Origin of the sequence: Streptomyces sp. NBC_01217 (assembly GCF_035994185.1) — a bacterium.
Classification (GTDB): domain Bacteria; phylum Actinomycetota; class Actinomycetes; order Streptomycetales; family Streptomycetaceae; genus Streptomyces.
On the sequence record NZ_CP108538.1, the window covers coordinates 5604776 to 5622876 of the forward strand.

General features: G+C 68.6%; 16 protein-coding genes. 10 read left to right on the plus strand and 6 right to left on the minus strand.

The annotated features are described in order from the left end of the window. The first annotated feature begins 8 nt into the window (after positions 1–8). Entirely contained in the window at positions 9–1064 is a 1056-nt protein-coding gene (locus OG507_RS25225; protein WP_327369446.1) for a hypothetical protein, read from the plus strand. 196 nt (positions 1065–1260) lie between these two features. Continuing rightward, entirely contained in the window at positions 1261–2487 is a 1227-nt protein-coding gene (locus tag OG507_RS25230) for an amidohydrolase (protein WP_327372080.1), read from the plus strand. Positions 2488–2557: 70 nt separating this feature from the next. Here the strand turns inward: OG507_RS25230 and OG507_RS25235 are convergent, their stop codons facing one another. Together OG507_RS25235 and OG507_RS25240 are read right to left on the minus strand one after the other, a co-directional pair. Next, on the minus strand, positions 2558–2896 hold the full coding sequence (locus OG507_RS25235) for a hypothetical protein (protein ID WP_327369447.1): 339 nt from the start codon (positions 2894–2896) through the stop codon (positions 2558–2560). 239 nt (positions 2897–3135) lie between these two features. Then, complete coding sequence (locus OG507_RS25240; protein WP_327369448.1) at positions 3136–3453, minus strand: hypothetical protein; 318 nt, start codon at positions 3451–3453, stop codon at positions 3136–3138. Positions 3454–4032: 579 nt separating this feature from the next. Here OG507_RS25240 and OG507_RS25245 point away from each other — a divergent pair. From OG507_RS25245 to OG507_RS25275, 7 genes are all read left to right on the plus strand, one after another. Then, positions 4033–5082 (plus strand): BMP family lipoprotein, encoded by a 1050-nt coding sequence (locus OG507_RS25245; RefSeq protein ID WP_327369449.1) that lies wholly within the window; start codon positions 4033–4035, stop codon positions 5080–5082. Between the two features lie 220 nt (positions 5083–5302). After that, positions 5303–6865, plus strand: coding sequence for an ABC transporter ATP-binding protein (locus tag OG507_RS25250; RefSeq protein WP_442811115.1), 1563 nt, complete (start codon positions 5303–5305; stop codon positions 6863–6865). Continuing rightward, entirely contained in the window at positions 6862–7974 is a 1113-nt protein-coding gene (locus tag OG507_RS25255) for an ABC transporter permease (RefSeq protein WP_327369450.1), read from the plus strand. The genes OG507_RS25250 and OG507_RS25255 overlap by 4 nt, the downstream gene beginning before the upstream one ends. Then, complete coding sequence (locus OG507_RS25260; RefSeq protein WP_327369451.1) at positions 7971–9236, plus strand: ABC transporter permease; 1266 nt, start codon at positions 7971–7973, stop codon at positions 9234–9236. The genes OG507_RS25255 and OG507_RS25260 overlap by 4 nt, the downstream gene beginning before the upstream one ends. Beyond that, on the plus strand, positions 9233–9631 hold the full coding sequence (locus OG507_RS25265; protein ID WP_327369452.1) for a cytidine deaminase: 399 nt from the start codon (positions 9233–9235) through the stop codon (positions 9629–9631). The genes OG507_RS25260 and OG507_RS25265 overlap by 4 nt, the downstream gene beginning before the upstream one ends. 112 nt (positions 9632–9743) lie before the next feature. Further along, positions 9744–11021 carry a thymidine phosphorylase gene (locus tag OG507_RS25270; protein WP_327369453.1) on the plus strand — a complete coding sequence of 426 codons (1278 nt, stop codon included), beginning with the start codon at positions 9744–9746 and terminating at the stop codon, positions 11019–11021. A 97-nt stretch (positions 11022–11118) separates the two neighbouring features. Then, positions 11119–11709 (plus strand): Uma2 family endonuclease, encoded by a 591-nt coding sequence (locus tag OG507_RS25275; protein ID WP_327369454.1) that lies wholly within the window; start codon positions 11119–11121, stop codon positions 11707–11709. A gap of 100 nt (positions 11710–11809) precedes the next feature. Here OG507_RS25275 and OG507_RS25280 read toward each other — a convergent pair whose 3' ends face one another. Continuing rightward, positions 11810–15145 carry a S8 family peptidase gene (locus tag OG507_RS25280; RefSeq protein WP_442811012.1) on the minus strand — a complete coding sequence of 1112 codons (3336 nt, stop codon included), beginning with the start codon at positions 15143–15145 and terminating at the stop codon, positions 11810–11812. A gap of 302 nt (positions 15146–15447) precedes the next feature. Between OG507_RS25280 and OG507_RS25285 the strand changes: the two genes are divergently transcribed. Further along, positions 15448–15840: an STAS domain-containing protein gene (locus tag OG507_RS25285; protein ID WP_327369455.1), complete on the plus strand. Its 393-nt coding sequence runs from the start codon at positions 15448–15450 to the stop codon at positions 15838–15840. 46 nt (positions 15841–15886) lie between these two features. Here the strand turns inward: OG507_RS25285 and OG507_RS25290 are convergent, their stop codons facing one another. From OG507_RS25290 to OG507_RS25300, 3 genes are all read right to left on the minus strand, one after another. Then, complete coding sequence (locus OG507_RS25290) at positions 15887–16207, minus strand: hypothetical protein (protein ID WP_327369456.1); 321 nt, start codon at positions 16205–16207, stop codon at positions 15887–15889. Continuing rightward, a complete protein-coding gene (locus OG507_RS25295; RefSeq protein WP_327369457.1) occupies positions 16204–17193 on the minus strand; it encodes a sigma-70 family RNA polymerase sigma factor in 990 nt (329 codons plus the stop codon). Before OG507_RS25295 ends, OG507_RS25290 begins: the two co-directional genes overlap by 4 nt. Positions 17194–17329: 136 nt before the next feature. Continuing rightward, on the minus strand, positions 17330–18055 hold the full coding sequence (locus tag OG507_RS25300) for a L,D-transpeptidase family protein (protein WP_327369458.1): 726 nt from the start codon (positions 18053–18055) through the stop codon (positions 17330–17332). Between the last annotated feature and the right edge of the window lie 46 nt (positions 18056–18101).

Here is an 18101-nt window from a genome sequence, read left to right on the forward strand (position 1 = left end):
GCCGACCGGTGAACCTCGCCTTCGTCGAGAGCCCGGTCCAGCTCCTGAACGTCCTGGAGTGGGCCTACACAGAGGGAGGCGACGACCGGGTCCTCACGGACGTCACGGTCGTCGTCCTCCCCCCGGTCGACCCGATGTCGCGCGGCCAGCTGCGCCGGATGGCGGAGCTGGCCCGCGACGAGGGCATCAATGTCCGCTGGCAGGAGGCGCGCGGCGGTGCGGGCGGGCCCCTGAAGACCCTGCGCTCGCTGGCCGGACTGCTGCGCAGGGCGGAGCGGATCGTCGTCGGAGACCCCTTCTCCCGCTACGTCCAGTTCCTGCTCACCATGGTCCGCGCCCGCCGCCTCACGGTGGTCGACGACGGCACGGCCACCATGGAGTTCGTCGCCCAGCTGGCCCGCGGCGAACGCCTGGTGCGCTGGCACCGCAAGGGCAGCTCGGGCCCGCGCGAGCTGGTCCTGGCCCCGGTCACGGCCCGCGCCCGCAGCCGCTTCACCCCGTCCGCCACCCGTACGGTCGAGGTCTTCACGGCCATGCCGGTCGAGGCTCCGCCCGGCGTGACCGTCACCCCCAACACCTTCGCCTGGACCCGCGCCCGCTTCGGCCCGCCGCTGCTCACCAAGGGCGCGGACATGGTCGGCACCTCGCTCGTCGAGACCGGCGTCGTCGACCAGGCCCAGTACCTGGAGGCCGTGGCGGCCCTGGCCCGCACCCACAACGCCACCCGCTACTTCGCCCACCGCCGCGAGTCCACCGACAAGCTCCACGCCCTCGAAACCGCCACGCACCTGGAGATCGTCCGCCCCGACCTCCCCCTGGAACTCATCGCCCGCCGCGGCCCCATCGGCCGCACGGTCCTGAGCTTCCCCTCCACGGTCGTCCACACCCTCCCCCTGGCCCTGGCCGGCACGGAGGTCAAGGTCGCGGTCTGCGACATCGCCCCGGAATGGCTCCGCGACACGGCATCCCCGCGCGCCCAGGGCTTCCTGTCGGGCGTGACAGAAACAGCCCGCGACGTGCAGCGCCTCGCCCCCTGGCGAGCGACGGCGATCACGGAGGCGTGAGGGGGTACGGATCACACCGCCCTGATCCAGGTGCCCGGCATGAGGCATGGGAGGTGAAAAGGGGGGAGTTTACCCACCTCCCTCCCATGCCACACGCTCCGACGCCACATTTTATTCGTCTAAGCGGCTGAACTTTTGTTGATCTGTGGTCAGTTGAGGGGTCAAGGGGCCTACTCTTCAACAGGTGAACCAGTTGATGTCCCGCGATTTTGATGCCCAGCTCCCCGGGGACGAGGCGCTGCCCGGCACCCTGCCCGAAGCTCTGCGTGCCGAACTGATCGCCTTCCGGCGTGACCTGCACATGCACCCCGAGCTCGGCAACCAGGAGTTCCGTACCACCGCGGCCATCAAGGCCCGGCTGGAGAAGGCGGGGCTCGTGCCGCGGGTGCTCGATACGGGGACGGGGCTGATCTGCGACGTGGGGAGCCGGGAGGGCGACTTCCGGCCCGTGCTCGCTCTGCGTGCGGACATCGACGCGCTGCCCATTCCGGACACCAAGGCGGGCGTCCCCTACCGGTCCACCGTCCCCGACCGGGCGCATGCGTGCGGGCATGACATCCACACCACGGCCGTCCTCGGCGCCGGGCTCGTGCTCGCGGAGCTCGACCGGCAGGGGCTGCTGCCGAACCCGGTGCGGCTGATCTTCCAGCCGGCCGAGGAGGTACTGCCCGGCGGGGCGCCCGACGCGATCGCGTCCGGGGCGCTGGCGGGTGTCGGGCGGATCATCGGGGTGCACTGCGACCCGAAGGTGGACGTGGGGCGGATCGGGCTGCGGGTCGGGGCGATCACCTCGGCCTGCGACCGGCTGGAGGTGGCGCTCGACGGTCCCGGCGGACACACCGCGCGGCCGCACCTGACCACCGACCTGGTCACCGCCGCCGCCAAGGTCGCCACCGAGGTGCCCGCGCTGCTGGCCCGCCGGGTCGACGCGCGGGCCGGGCTCGCCGTCACCTGGGGCCGGCTGGAGGCCGGGCACGCCTGCAATGTGATCCCGCAGCACGCCGAGCTCTCCGGCACGGTCCGCTGCCTGGACCTGGCGGCCTGGCGGGAGGCACCGGACCTGGTGCACGCGGCCATCGACGAGGTGGCCGGGATGTACCGGGCCAAGACGGTGATCGACTACGTCCGGGGCGTCCCGCCCGTTGTGAACGACGCCGCCGTGATCGATCTGCTCGCCCGGGCGATGACCGCGCGCCGCGGATCGTATGCGATCGAGGACACCGAGCAGAGCCTCGGCGGCGAGGACTTCTCCTGGTACCTGGAGCACGTCCCGGGGGCCATGGCCCGGCTCGGGGTCCGTACCCCCGGCGACACCGCCCGGCTCGACCTGCATCGGGGTGATTTCGACGCGGACGAGGAGGCGATCACGGTCGCCGTGGAGCTCTTCACGGCGGCGGCACTGCTGGACGGCCGCTCCGCCTGAGCCGGGATGGGCGGGAAGGCGCCCGCGAGGCCGCGGGCGCCTTCCATTTCCTCAGTCGATCTGAACGGCCTCAGATGCGAGACCTGCTGACGCCGACCTTGTAGATGCCGACGTTGGTGTCGCTGGAGCACTTCGCACTGGATGTCTTCCCGTTGCCCTTCCTCGGACCGTAGACGAGCCACTGATTTCCGTGCGGATCGATGCACGTGAGCTTCACCGCGGCGCCTTCAAGGGGCCAGGGGAGCATTCCGGTGCACTTCGAGTACCCCACGTTGGGGGAGGTTTTCGTGTACCACGTGTCGCAGGTGACGTCCCGAGTGCCGACTTCAGCGGCCGAGGCGCTGGGTGCGGTAATCAGGGATGCGACTGCGATTGCAGTGCCGAAGGCCGAAACGAGTACCTTTTTCAAGGCCGTCCTTCCAGGTGTGCCGAACGGGCCACCGATTGGGGCCGGTAATGGACGCCGTGCCGCGTGCGATAGTCATCCCGGAGACGCCAGAATCATGATTGTCCGGAAAATCCGTGACGAATACCCTCATGGTCGTCCAGGCCACATGCCCTACGTCGATCCGGCTGTTCTCCTCGCGCTTGCCCCTCATGTGTGACCCGCCCCGTCGGACGGGCCACGCCGGTCAGGGGCGGCACGCCTCAGGCGCTGAAGACGACGCCCACCTTGAGTACGCCGACATTCGTGCTGGTCGAGCACTTCTCCCTGGAAGTCTGAGTGTTCTTCTTCCACGGGCCGAGGACGATCCACTGCTTCCCGTGCGGGTCAATGCACGTGAGCCTCACCCGGAACTTGTCGAAAATTGCCAGGTTGCTGCAGTAGGCGTTTCCGTAGTTGGGCGAGCTGTACGTGATCCACGTGTTGCAATTCCCGATATTGGCGGAAGCGGTCGGCGCGAAGCCGAGCGACGTTGCCGCGAAGGCGAGAGCGAGACAGGACGTGGTGAGCGCTCTTTTCACATTTCCCCCTTGTGAAAGGGCGGCGCAGCATGGTGCCAGGAATCGTCCGGATTTCCGGTTGGTCGTTCCGTCTGCGTGGACGGAATCTCGGAAATTCGATTTCTTCCGCTGTTGTTGAATTCTGTATATCCAGAATGGCCGGCCGCTGCGACAGCCCCCGTGTTGATCAGTGGTCGGTTGATTTCTAGAAACTCTTTACCGTTTGGGGCAAGGGGTATTACCCGTCAGGTCGCGAAATTATCGGAACATTGAATTCCGATTTTCTGTCCGGCCGTGGGGCGGTCGCGGGAGTGTGCTGCGTGGCCGCTGGGGATGGTGGAGGGGGCTTGGGTCGGGGCCTCCTTCACCGTCTGTGATGACTGGAGGGTGCTGCGTGTCGCACTACGCGGCTGGGGCGCCGAACTGGGACGCCATGTCTTTTTCTGTGTGAAACTGTTGGCTACTCAGGCCCGCCGGGTCCGCTACGCGACGATCCGGTAACGACTCATGAACGGGCCTTTAACTGACATCTACGCGCGTTACGATCGCCCCGAAACCAGCGCCGCAAGTGGCGCTCAGGCCAGGTTGAAGGAGCCTCCTTTGCGCCGGATCACCAGGATCGCCACCGTGGGCATTGCGTCCACAGCGCTAGCACTCTCTGTCACCGCATGTGGCAAGTCGTCGTCCGAGTCCGGGTCGGACAAGGGCAAGGACGGGCAGGTTGCCCTCGCGTACGACATCGGTGGCCGCGGCGACCAGTCGTTCAATGATGCCGCTTATGCCGGTCTTGAGAAGGCCGTCAAGGGTCTCGGTGTCAAGGGGAGCGAGGCCGAGCCCACGGAAGGTGAAGGCGACCCCGACAAGGTGCAGCGCCTCACTGAGCTGGCCCGCGCCGGAAACAATCCGGTGATCGGTGTCGGTTTCGCATACGCTCCCGCCATCGCGGAGGTCGCGCCGAAGTTCCCGAAGACCACCTTCGGGCTCATCGACGACACCTCCAAGACCGGCAAGAACATCGCCAACCTGGTCTTCAACGAAGAGCAGGGTTCCTACTTGGCCGGCGTCGCCGCCGCCAACGTGACCAAGTCCAAGACGGTCGGCTTCATCGGTGGTGTCGAGACCCCCCTGATCAAGAAGTTCGAGGCGGGCTTCGTCCAGGGCGTCAAGGACACCAAGAAGGATGTCAACGTCAAGGTCCAGTACCTGACCCAGCCGCCGGACTTCGGTGGTTTCTCCAAGCCCGACCTGGGCAAGGCTGCCGCGCAGGGACAGATCGACGCGGGCGCCGACGTGATCTACGCCGCCGCCGGTCTCGCGGGTTCCGGCTCGATCGAGGCCACTGCCGACGCCAAGAAGTGGGCGATAGGTGTCGACTCGGACCAGTACAACCAGAAGGGCCTCGCGTCCTACAAGCAGTACATCCTCACCTCGGTGACCAAGGGCGTCTCTGACGCCGTCTACGACCTGATCAAGTCGGTCAAGGACGGTAAGCCGCAGAGCGGTGAGATGCGCTACGGCCTGGACAAGGGCGGCGTGGGTCTGGCCACTTCCAACCCGGCCTACACCAAGATGGCCGACGTGACCGCTGCGGTGGACAAGGCCAAGGCCGACATCATCGCCGGCACGATCAAGGTCAAGACCACTCCGTAATCGCGTGGTCGGACCGAAGGTCCGTGGGCCCGGAGAGAGTGCGGCGAGCTGCCGCCTCCACGGGCCCCGGACCAGGTTCTGGCCGTTGTTTCTTGCTATTCGGCATCGCTACGCGCGTAGATCACGCTGGGGCGCGATAACTTCGCCCTTCATTCCCTGCCCGCCCAGCCCGCCACTTCCGCCTGCCCTTCCTGCTCCTTTCCCCCAAGGAGAGTGCGTCATCAACGCGTCCAGCCCTCCTGCCGCCGTAGAACTGCGCGGCATCACCAAGCGCTTCCCTGGCGTCGTCGCCAATCACGACATCGACATCACCATCAGCAAGGGCACCGTGCACGCCCTCGTCGGCGAGAACGGTGCGGGCAAGTCGACCCTGATGAAGATCCTTTACGGCATGCAGAAGCCGGACGAGGGCACCATCACTGTCGACGGCGATCAGGTCACCTTCTCCAGCCCGGCCGACGCCATTGCGCGGGGCATCGGCATGGTCCACCAGCACTTCATGCTGGCCGACAACCTCACTGTGCTGGAGAACGTAGTTCTCGGCGGGGAGAAGCTGCACGGCATCGGTGCGGGAGCCCGTCGGAGGATCAAGGAGATCTCGGACGCCTACGGGCTGAACATCCGCCCCGACCTCCTGGTCGAGCATCTCGGTGTCGCTGACCGTCAGCGAGTGGAGATCCTGAAGGTTCTCTATCGCGGCGCCCGCACCCTGATCCTCGACGAGCCGACCGCCGTCCTGGTGCCGCAGGAGGTCCAAGCACTCTTCGACAACCTGCGCGGGCTCAAGGCCGAGGGGGTGACCGTCATCTTCATCTCCCACAAGCTGGGCGAGGTGCTGTCGGTCGCCGACGAGATCACGGTCATCCGCCGCGGCACCACCGTGGGCACCGCCGACCCACGCTCCACGACGACCAAGCAACTCGCCGAGTTGATGGTCGGCAGCGAGCTTCCCTCGCCGGAGACCCGTGAGTCCACGGTGACCGAGGTACCGATGCTTGCGGTGGACGATCTGCGGCTGACGGAGACCGACCCCGACGGCGTCGTCCGCGAGGTCCTCGCGGGCATCACCTTCACCATTCACAAGGGCGAGGTCATGGGCATCGCCGGTGTCGAGGGGAACGGTCAGACCGAGCTCATCGGAGCTCTCATGGGCATGCGCGACCCCGACGGCGGTGTGATCACCCTCGACCAGGCCGACATCTCGCACGCACCGACACGCAAGCGACGCGAGGACGGCATCGGCTACATCCCCGAGGACCGTCATCGGCACGGTCTGCTGCTGGAGTCCCCGCTGTGGGAGAACCGCATCCTCGGCCATGTCACAGAGCGCCCCAACAGCAGGAGAGGCCTGCTCGACCTCAAGGCCGCCCGGGCCGACACCGAGCGGATCGTGCGGGAGTACGACGTCCGTACCCCCGGAATCGAGGTCACCGCTGCATCCCTCTCCGGAGGCAACCAGCAGAAGCTGATCGTCGGCCGCGAGATGAGTCACCAGCCCAAGTTGCTGATCGCCGCACACCCGACCCGCGGCGTGGACGTGGGTGCGCAGGCGCAGATCTGGGACCAGATCCGCGAGGCGCGCCGCGAGGGCCTGGCCGTGCTGCTCATCTCCGCCGACCTTGACGAGCTGATCGGCCTGTCCGACACCCTGCGGGTCATGTACCGCGGTCGCCTGGTCGCGGACGCGGACCCCGCCACGATCACCCCGGAGGAGTTGGGCTCGGCCATGACCGGTGCCGCCACCGGCCATCTTGAGCACGACGAGAACGGTGAGGGCCGATGAAGAAGTTCGACAAGGACCGGCTGATCCTGGGCCTCGGCGGCCCGGTGCTCGCCCTGGTCGTGGCCTTCGCGCTCACCTCGGTGGTGTTGCTCCTCTCGGACCGTGACCCGATCGAGCCGTACCAGCTGATGGTGCAGAACGCCGAGTACGCCGACGTTCAGGTACTGATCATCAATCAGGCAGGCACGTACTATCTTGCCGCCCTGGCTGTTGCCGTCGGCTTCAGGATGAACCTGTTCAACATCGGCGTGGACGGCCAGTACCGCCTCGCAGCCATGCTCGCTGCCGTTGTCGGTGCCGCCGTGGATCTGCCCGGTCCACTCCACGTTCTGCTGATCGTGCTCGTAGCGATGTGCGTCGGCGCCTTCTGGGCCGGCATCGCGGGCATTCTGAAGACCACCCGCGGGGTCAGCGAAGTCGTCTCCACCATCATGCTCAACGCGATCGCCACCAGTCTGATCGCCTGGATGATTCTGCCGGCCAACCTCGGTGTGCAGCCGGCGGGTTCCAACGATCTCACGACGGGCGAGATCTCCGAATCCGGCTGGTTCCCGAGCGTGAGCATGGGGGACGGCGGGGACATCTACGGCTTCACCCTCATCGCGTTCGCGCTGGGCATCGTCTACTGGTTCGTACTCAACCGCACCCGCTTCGGCTTCGACCTGCGCGCCACCGGCGCCAGCGAGTCCGCTGCCCAGGCGAGTGGTGTCGACGCCAAGAAGATGGTCCTCACGGCCATGCTGATCTCCGGCGCGGTTGCGGGTCTGTCCGGTATGCCGTTGCTGCTGGGCCAGACGCACACCTACAGCCTGAGCTTCCCGGTCGGTGTCGGCTTCACGGGCATCACCATCGCCCTGCTCGGCCGGAACAGCCCGGTCGGTATCCTCTTCGCCGCGCTGCTCATCTCCTTCATCGAGAAGACATCGGCTTCGCTGGACCAGCACGGCTACGAGAAGGAGATCGCCACGATCATGCAGGGCCTGATCGTGATCTCGGTCGTCGTGTCCTACGAGCTCGTCCGGCAGTACGGGCTCCGCCGTCAGCAGCAGAAAGTCGGCGAGGAGCTCGCCGCGCAGGCCCGTAAGAACCGAGAGGGAGTCGTGGCATGAGTACGAGCACCGTCTCGATGGCGAGCACCGCGCCCAAGAAGGGTGGCGGACGCCGCAAACTGTCCCTGCCCGTCATCATGCTGATCATCGCTGGTGCACTGGCGCTGTTCTCGCTGGTCCGCGTGATCAGCGGGGCGAACGACCTCACCTCGGTCGGTCAGGTCTCCGGTGCCCTCCAGCTGGCCGTGCCGATCGGTCTCGCCGGACTCGGCGGTCTGTGGGCGGAGCGCGCGGGTGTGGTCAACATCGGCCTTGAGGGCATGATGGTCCTGGGCACCTGGTTCGGTGCCTGGGCGGGCTACCAGTGGGGGCCGTGGACCGGTGTCCTGCTGGGTGTCGTCGGCGGCGCGCTCGGTGGTCTGCTGCACGCGATCATCACGGTGACCTTCAACGTCAATCACATCGTCTCCGGTGTGGCCATCAATATCCTGGCCGTGGGCGTCACCCGCTATCTGTCGAACTTCACCTTCGCGGAGGCTGAGGGCGGCTCCTCCAAGCAGTCCCCACGAATCGACCAGATCACCGACATCACCATTCCGGGTCTTTCGGACTGGCTGGTGGACCTCCAGGCCAGGCACTGGTTCTTCATCTCCGACCTGGCCGGTGTCCTCGGCGGTCTCGTGACGAACCTGTCGCTCCTGACCGTGGTGGCGATCCTGCTGGTCCCGGGGACCTGGTGGGTGTTGTGGCGCACGTCCTTCGGACTGCGGCTGCGGTCCTGCGGCGAGAACCCCGTGGCCGCGGAGTCCCTGGGCGTCAACGTCTACAAGTACAAGTACATCGCCGTTGTCGTCTCCGGCGGGCTGGCCGGCCTCGCGGGTGCGTTTCTCGCCATCGTCGCCACCGGTATCTACCAGGAGGGCCAGACCGGTGGCCGTGGTTACATCGGTCTGGCAGCGATGATCTTCGGTAACTGGATGCCGGGAGGCATGGCGCTGGGCGCCGGACTCTTCGGTTTCACCGACAGCCTCAAACTGCGAGGCGGAGCCGAGAACGTACACGCGATGCTGCTGCTGCTGGCAATCCTGCTGGTGCTGGTCATGATCTGGCAGTTGTACAAGAAGAAGTACGTGCCCGCGGTGATCTCCGCGGCTGTCTCGGCGCTCCTGTTCGCCTGGTACGCGCTGACCAACGAGGTGCCGAGCCAGTTCGTGGACGCGGCGCCGTATGTCACCACGCTGCTGGTGCTGGCACTCTCTGCACAGAGGCTCCGCATGCCCAAGGCTGACGGCATGCCGTACCGGAAGGGCCAGGGCAAGTGACGGCCGCCGCGGAGGTCGACTGGGAGGCGCTGCGGAGCGCCGCACGGTCCGTCATGACGCGTGCGTACGTTCCCTACTCGCACTACCCGGTCGGCGCCGCGGCACGGGTCGACGACGGACGCACGGTGTCCGGCTGCAACGTCGAGAACGCCTCGTACGGCATCGGGCTGTGCGCCGAGTGCGGACTGGTCTCCCAGCTGCACGCCACCGGCGGCGGACGGCTGACCCACTTCACCTGCGTGGACGGGGCGGGCGAGATCCTGGTCCCGTGCGGCAGGTGCAGGCAGCTGCTGTACGAGTTCGGCGGACCGGAGCTCGTCCTGGAGACCCCGGACGGCCTGCGCACGCTCGACGAGATGCTGCCGCAGGCGTTCGGGCCCGACCATCTGAAGTAGAACTGCTGTGGCCCTCCCGTCCGTTGGGAGGGCCACACCCGTATCCACCCTCTATGCGCGTAGAGTCATTCAGGACTCTTGCGTACGTACCGGCCGGAAGGACTCCCAGGACATGGACGCCATCTCCGTCATCCGCACCAAGCGGGACCGAGGCGAGCTGACCCCCGAGCAGATCGACTGGGTCATCGACGCGTACACCCGTGGCGAGGTCGCCGACGAGCAGATGTCCGCGCTGGCCATGGCGATCCTGCTGAACGGAATGAACCGCACCGAGATCGCCCGCTGGACCGCCGCGATGATCGCATCCGGCGAGCGCATGGACTTCCACTCGCTCTCCCGGCCCACCACCGACAAGCACTCCACCGGCGGCGTCGGCGACAAGATCACCCTGCCGCTCGCCCCGCTGGTCGCGGCCTGCGGCGCCGCCGTCCCCCAGCTCAGCGGCCGCGGCCTCGGCCACACCGGCGGCACGCTCGACAAGCTGGAGTCCATCCCCGGCTGGCGCGCCCACCTCTCGAACGCCGAGATGCTGAACGTCCTGGACACCACCGGCGCGGTGATCTGCGCCGCCGGTGACGGGCTCGCCCCGGCCGACAAGAAGCTGTACGCGCTGCGCGATGTCACCGGCACCGTCGAGGCCATCCCGCTGATCGCCAGCTCGATCATGTCCAAGAAGATCGCCGAGGGCACCGGCGCGCTCGTCCTGGACGTCAAGGTCGGCTCCGGCGCCTTCATGAAGACCATCGAGGACGCCCGTGAGCTGGCCTCCACCATGGTCGCGCTGGGCACCGACAGCGGGGTGCGCACGGTCGCGCTCCTCACCGACATGGCCACCCCGCTCGGCCTGACCGCGGGCAACGCCCTGGAGGTGCGCGAATCGGTCGAGGTGCTGGCCGGCGGCGGCCCGAAGGACGTCATCGACCTCACCCTGGCCCTCGCCCGCGAGATGCTGGACGCGGCCGGGCTCAGGGACGCGGACCCGGAGAAGGCCCTCGCCGACGGCTCCGCGATGGACGTCTGGCGCCGGATGATCTCCGCCCAGGGCGGCGACCCGGACGCCACGCTCCCGGTCGCCCGCGAGCAGCACGTCGTGACGGTTCCGTCCAGCGGCGTACTGACCCGCCTGGACGCGTACGACATCGGCGTCGCCGCCTGGCGCCTGGGCGCGGGCCGGGCCCGCAAGGAGGACCCGGTGCAGGCGGGTGCGGGCATCGAACTGCACGCCAAGCCGGGCGACACGGTAACGGCCGGACAGCCGCTGCTGACGCTGCACACCGACACCCCCGAGAAGTTCGAGTACGCGCTGAAGGCCCTGCCCTCCTCGTACGACATCGACCCGGAGGGCACGGAGTTCACGGCCACCCCCGTGGTGCGGGAACGTATCGCCTGACCTGCGGTTTACTCGTCCGGGTGAACGGGACCGGTGGACTGCCACCGGTCCCGTTCGGCATGCTGGACTCGGTGACGCACCGATAGAGGAGACCGCCATGAGCGCACTCACCGTCGATCCCGTGCCGGGCAACGGCCAGGGATGGGACGACCTCGTCCGGATCTGGGAGGAGACGGACGCACCCGAGGGCTGCAAGGTGGAGATCATCGAGGGGATCGTCACCGTGTCGCCACCGCCGTCCAAGGACCACAACACCACTGCGGCTCTGCTTCAGCGCAGGCTCTACACCGTCATCCCGGAGGACTGGGAGATCTACCAGACCCTCGGCGTCTCCGTGCCGGGCCGGGCCGGGCTCTACATCCCCGACCTCGTCGTCGTGCCGCGTGCCGCGGCGACCGGGCCGGGCAACCGCGTGCCGGCGGAGGAGGCCCGGCTCGTCGTCGAGATCACCTCGCAGGCCAACGCCAACCACGACCGCATCGGCAAGGCGCACGGATACGCGAAGGCCGGTGTCGAGCTCTTCCTGCTCCTCGACCCCTGGCACTCCGGCCGTCCCACCGCCACCTTGTACGGGGAACCCGTCGAGGGCACGTACCGGGTGCTGGACGCGGTGGAGTACGGGGAGAAGCTGACGCTTCCCGAGCCGTTCGCGCTGGACCTGGACACCGGGATATTTCCGGTCAGCTGAGAAGCGGTGCCACGCCGGTCGCGTCGGTGTGCGAGCGGCCCGCAGGGGCGGAGGAATCCGTCCCGGCGGGCCGCCGTCATGCGGTTGTGGTCGGGGGCGTCTACTTGCCGAAGTACGCGTTGTAGATCGACACCGACGACTTGTTGCCCTGCTTGTCCGTGACATTCGCCCGGTACGAGAGGGACTTGCCCCTGGCCGGGTTCTTCACGGAAAGCTTGCACGACTTGACCGCGGACTTCTTCCAGGTCTTGCCGCCGTCGTAACTGACGTACACCGTCAGCGACTTGAGGTTCTTGCCGGCGGCCGCACCCTGCACCGTCACCGGTACGGAAGCGGTCCTGCCCGCCGTCACCCTTCCGTCCGTCGTCACATTCGGCGTGAAGCGGACCGTGGAGACGGGCAGCAGGGTCGGTTCGGCGCTCTTCTTGGACCTGAAGGTCCAGCTCGCGTCGATCCGGGTGGAGACGGCCGAGACCTTGGAGCTGCGCTGCACCGAGGTCGTCAGCCGGTAGTCGGCCGCACCGGACGGCACTGCGATGGGGGTGCCGCCCTCCAGCGGGTCCGCGTTCCTGGCGAGCACGGCGCCGTTGCGGTAGAGGACGGTCTTGACCGAACTGTAGGTGGAGTAGCCGATGTTGCCGCGGCCGTCTGCCGCCAGCGGCAGCGACCCGGTGATGGTGTCCGCGTCGCGGATGATTCCGTGGCCGGAGCCGAGCGCGGGGCCGAACACCGCGGTGTTGACCTTCTTCGTATAGGTCCTGCCCGCCTTCAGGGTCTGCGGGTCACCGAGGGAGTACTGCGCCTCGGTGACCGGGTAGCCGTCCTCGTCGAGTCCGCCCTCCTGGCTGAAGTCGAAGTTCCACTTCACCTTGTCGGCGGTGGAGACGTAGGCGGTGTTGGTCCCGGGGATCTTCTGGCTGGACCAGGACGTCCAGCCGGAGTAGGAACCGGGCAGCGAGCCCCATGCCGCGAACCCGCCGGTCTTGCCCTTGACGGACGCGCCGAGGGACGTCGTGACCTTCGCCAGCTGACCGTTGGTGAACTTCCGGCTGTAGCCGGTCGCCGCCTGGGTCACCGTGCCGCCGACCGCGATGTCGTACCGGGTCGATGCTCCCTTGGTCCAGCTGCCCAGCCAGTGCTGGGCGAGCGAGCCGTCGGTCACCTTCGGGCCGACGTGCGCGGTGCGCAGGTTCCGGTACGAGTCGAGGTACCAGCCGTAGCTGTAGCCGCTGTCCTTGCCGTCGAACTGCAGGTCGGGCGCGGCCAGTCGGGGCTTGGCGCCGGTGGTGGGCAGGGCGATGTCCACCGGCTTCGCCTTGCGCGCGTCGAACGTCACGGTGAGGTTCCTGGTGAGGTTCAGGTTCGGCTGGACGAGCCAGTCGATGCCCTTGGTGCCGTCCTCCGGGTCGACGTGGACGGCCGAGTTCAGTGCGTAGCCGCCCTTGGGCACGCGCACCTTCGCCGTCCCGTCGGTGCTCCTCGGGGACAGCCACACACCGCTCGCCGTGCCGGACAGGCCGTAGAGGTCGGACTCGTTGAACCGGGACGGCTTGCCGTCACGTCCGATGGTCCTGACCGTGAGGTCGTACGACTCGATCTCGCGCTCGACCGCGGCCGCGGTGCGGACGCTCTGGCCGCCGCCGGTCCCGACGACATACGCCGAGTAGGAGCCGTCGGCCGTGCCGCCGAGCTTCGTGTTCACGGTCAGCGGGACCTCGGCGGTGCCGCCCGCCGGGACGGTCACCTTGTCGGCGCCGAGGGTGAAGAACCCGGCCGGGGCGGGCCTGCCCTTCGGGCCGGTGGCCGTGACCGCGAGGTCGAGGGTGACGTCCGCCGTACCGAGGTTGCGATACGTCACCTTCCTGGCGACCGGGGTGTCGTCGGTGTGCGGCCACTGCTGCACCCCGAAGCTCACCGAGACCGGTTCGGCGACGACGGTCTGGGCGATCGCCCGGTCGACGGCGATCCGGCCCGAGCCCTGCTCGAAGGGGGTGTACGCGCCCGGCTTCGCCGAGCCCGTGAGCGCGCCCTTGAGCTCGGCGTACTTCCACTGCGGGTGCTCCTGCTTGAGGAGCGCGGCGGCGCCCGCGACGTGCGGGGTCGCCATCGACGTACCGGAGATCGACAGATAGCCCGGCGGGTTCTGCCCGACCTCCTGATCGATGGCGGAGCCGGGTGCGGCCGCCGCCGTGATGTCCACGCCGGGGGCGGTGACATCGGGCTTGATCGCGCCGTCGCCGGTGCGCGGGCCGCGGCTGGAGAAGTCGGCCAGCTCGTCGTTGTCGTCGACCGCGCCGACGGTCAGTGCGGCGTCCGCGCTGCCCGGGGAGGCGACCGTGCCGGCGCCGTCGCCCTCGTTGCCCGCCGCGATGGCGAACAGGACGCCCTTGTCGGCCGACAGCTTGTTCACCGCCGCTTCGAGCGGGTCGATCTCCGGGGTGTCACCGCCGCCGAGGCTCAGATTGATGACGTCGGCGCCCTGCGCGACCGCCCACTCCATGCCGGCCAGGATGCCGGAGTCGTCGCCGAAGCCGTCGTCGTCGAGCACCTTGCCCTCGATCAGCTTGGCGTCCGGGGCCACGCCCTTGAACTTCCCGCCCGACTTGGCGCCCGTACCGGCCGCGATCGAGGAGACGTGTGTGCCGTGTCCGACCCGGTCCAGGGTGTCGGGCGAGGCGGTGAAGTTCTTCGTGTCGAGGATCTGGCCCTGGAGGTCGGGGTGGGTGGCGTCCACACCGGTGTCCAGGACGGCGATCTTGACGCCCTTTCCGGTGTAGCCGGCCTTCCAGGCGGTCGGTGCGCCGATCTGCAAAACGCTCTTGTCCAGGCTCGCCCTGCGTACGCCGTCCAGCCAGACCCGGTCGATACCGGCGGCCGTGGTGCGCTGGGCACCCCGCGAGGGCTTGCTGGTGAGTGCCTGCCAGATGTCCTTGGCGTCGCGCTCCGGCGTGGTCACCGACTCGGCGTTCAACGACTTCAGGTTCCGGCCGACCCGGGTGGCGCCCGCCTCACGGACCTCGGCCTTCGCGGCCGCCGCCCGGGCGCCCCGGTAGGCGACGATCAGTTTCAGGCCCGTCTTCTGCGCCCTGCGGTTCTCCGCACGGTTCAGCTCGGTGACGTCGAACAGCCTGCGGTCCAGCTTGCCGGAGCTGATCAGCCGGTGTGCGTCGGCCGGGATGAGCAGCGTGTGCCCGTCGCGTATCTGCCGCTGCACGGGTATGTGCTCGCGCCCCTTGGCGGGCCGGAAGTTCAGGACCCGGCCCTTGCCGTCCACCGTGACGCGGTCGCCGGTGATGAGCGTCAGCCGGTGCTGGGCCACGGGCTCGGCACCCTTCGGCCGGGCGGTGTCGGGACGGGCCATGGCCGGGGTGGTCATCCCGGCGGCGAGCGCCACGGCGGCTGCCGTGGCGATGGTCGATACACACGCGTTTCTCACGTGTCTGCGCAACTCTCCCCCTGGAGAATCAGGCGGCCCCCGGAGGGGCCGCTGGTCAGTCGGCACCGATGGGAGGCCGGTGCCGGCCGGTTCACGTACCTAGAGGGGGAATTGATCGCAAGGGTTCACAGAAACCGCACAGGTGACAGGAGTTGACGGAAGTTCATCGGTCCGGGGCGATCCGGAGGGGCGGATGCCGGATGTGCGCCCGGCGGCCGGAACGGCTGTTGGGCAGGGCGCGGGGCATGGACGGGGCAGGGCGGGCGGGCCGGGGCGCCGGGAAAGTGCGGGAGCGGGCAGCGATGAGTTTCGGCCGCCGCGCCGGTCTCCCTGATGTGGAAGCCATGACCCCGATCGTTCTCGTCGTCACCGGCCGCGTCACGCGGGCCGCGGTGCCGGGTCTCTGCGCCGAGCTGGAGGCGCTGCTGTACGACTCCGAGGGCGCCGTCCGCGACCCGGACGCCGGGGTGGACTGCGATGTGGGCGGGGTCGTACAGGCGGACCTGACCCTGGTGGAGGCGATAGCGCGGCTGGGGCTGGTCGCACGCCGCGCGGGCGGCAGACGCCTGCGGCTGCGCAATGTGCCACCCGAGCTGAAGAACCTGCTCGACCTGGTGGGCCTGGCCGATGTGGTGGACGTGGCATGCGGGACCGGGACCGGGGGCGGGGGCGGGGCCGCGGGGAACGAGGCCTGAAGGGGCCGCGCCCGGGGGAGCGCGCCCCGCCTGCCCCGCCCGGCGTTCAGTCCCCGTCCCAGCCCGCCGGCCTTCTCGCCTTGATCCGTGTGCAGACCACCTGGCGGTCGTGCGGGACCGCCGTGGCCGTGAGGAAGGCCGTCGCCGTGGGGAGCGGCGACGCCGCGAGGAACGGATCCGGCGCGCCGCACTCGTTCTCCGGCTGCGGCCCCGGTCCGCCGATGGAGGCGGGATCAGGAGTCCGGGAGGTTCCGGGCGCGGGCCCTTCGGTCGCGGAGGGCTCGCCCAGCCATTGGGTCAGCCCCCAGCCACCGGCCGCCAGCACCATCCAGCCCGCCACCAGCCCGTTCCGTATGCCGCGCTTCACGCGGCGCCGGCGTCGAGGTGATCCGGGAGGCCGAACAGCGGGAACCAGCGGGGCGTGTCCAGAAAGCAGTGCAGGCCGGTGATGGCACCCTCCGAGATGTCGATGACCTGCACCGCCCACGGCACGAACCCCGGCCCGTCCGGATTCGGCTTGTAATGCGCGAACGCCGGGGTGCCGTTCGCCTCCGTCGCCACCAGCCGTGAGCCCTCGCAGCTCGCGCCGATCGAGACCATGAAGCCCGTGATGTCGTCGTGCCCCCGGAGCCAGAGGTCGAACGGCGGCATGGTCATCACGGCGTCCTCGTGGAGCAGCGCGGTCAGCGCCGCCATGTCGTACCCCTCGAAGGCCGCGACGTACCGATCGAGGAGCTTGCGCTGCTCGGCGTCGAGCGGATCGGCGGTGTCGGCAATCTGCCCCGCGTGTTCCGCGAGGGTCGCGCGCGCCCGTTGGAGGGCGCTGTTGACCGAGGCGACGGAGGTGTCGAGCAGCTCGGCGGCCTCGCTCGCCTTCCAGGCCAGCACCTCGCGCAGGATCAGCACGGCCCGCTGCTTGGGCGGCAGATGCTGCAGCGCGGCCACGAACGCGAGCCGCACCGACTCCCGCGCCACCGCGGCCTCCGCGGGGTCGGTCACCGACGGCAGGATCCGCCCGTCCGGCATCGGCTCCAGCCAGGTGTCCTGCGACCGCGGGTTCAGTGCCGCCTGGGCCAGCGGCGTCGGGCCCGTCAGATCGACCGGGCGGGCCCGCTTCTTCCCCGCGTTCAGCATGTCCAGACAGACGTTGGTGGCGATCCGGTACAGCCAGGACCGCAGCGAGGAACGCCCCTCGAACTTCTCGAAGTTGCGCCAGGCACGCACCAGCGTGTCCTGCACCGCGTCCTCCGCCTCGAAGGCCGAGCCGAGCATCCGGTAGCAGTAGCCGGTCAGCTCGACCCGGTGTTCCTCCAGACGGCTGTCGATGTCCGCCGTGGCTGTCTGATCACTCATCGCTCCACCCCTGTTGCGCTGTGATGCCGCTCACTTCAGCTTTTCGGAAGCTACCGCAGGCCACTGACAACAGGGGTGGGAAGTGCCGAAGCGGCACACGTTCCGGTCACGCTCCGCTCAGGTGTCGGTCAGCCCGTCAGGTGCCGGGCTTGCGCCCGTACACGTACACGTCGTCGCCGTTCCTCAGCAGGTTCCAGTACGACTTCGCGTCGGCGCGGCGCATGTTGACGCAGCCGTGCGACCCCGGCGGGTTCCACATCTTCAGGTCCACCGAGTGGAACGCCTGACCGCCGTCGAAGAACTGGGAGTACGGCATCGGCACGTGGTAGATCGTCGACCAGTGATTGAGGTGCCGCAGGTAGATCTTCTTGGACCCGGTGCGGGTCTCGTACCCGTTGCGGCCGCTGCGGATCGGCACCGGACCGTACTTCAGCTTGGCGCCGTCCTGGATCCAGCTCAGCTGCCGGGTCAGGTCCACACATGCGATGCGCCCCCTGTTGGTGGGGCACTTCTTGGCCTTGTTCGGGTTCTTGCCGGCCGCCTTCTGGGCCGTGAGCGTCTTCATCGTGCGCCAGGTGACCGGCCCCGCGTAACCGATGTCGGGCGTGATCCCGTAGGTGCGCTGGAAGGACCGGATGGCCTTGCAGTCGGCGGCCGACTGCTTGCCGTCGACCGTCCGGTGCAGATACTTCTCGACCTGCTTCTGGTACGGCCCGGTGGACGTCGTGCAGGACGCCGCCTGCGCGGATCCGCCGGTGCCCAGGACCAGGGCGGGCGCCGCCATCAGACCGGCGGCGGTCAGTGCGAGCGCGCGCCGCGCCCGTATCCCCCGGATGTTGCGTATGTTCCCCGCGACTCTCATGTACGCCAACTCCCCTTCGCGCGCGGTGAGGTGATTCCGCCTGCTA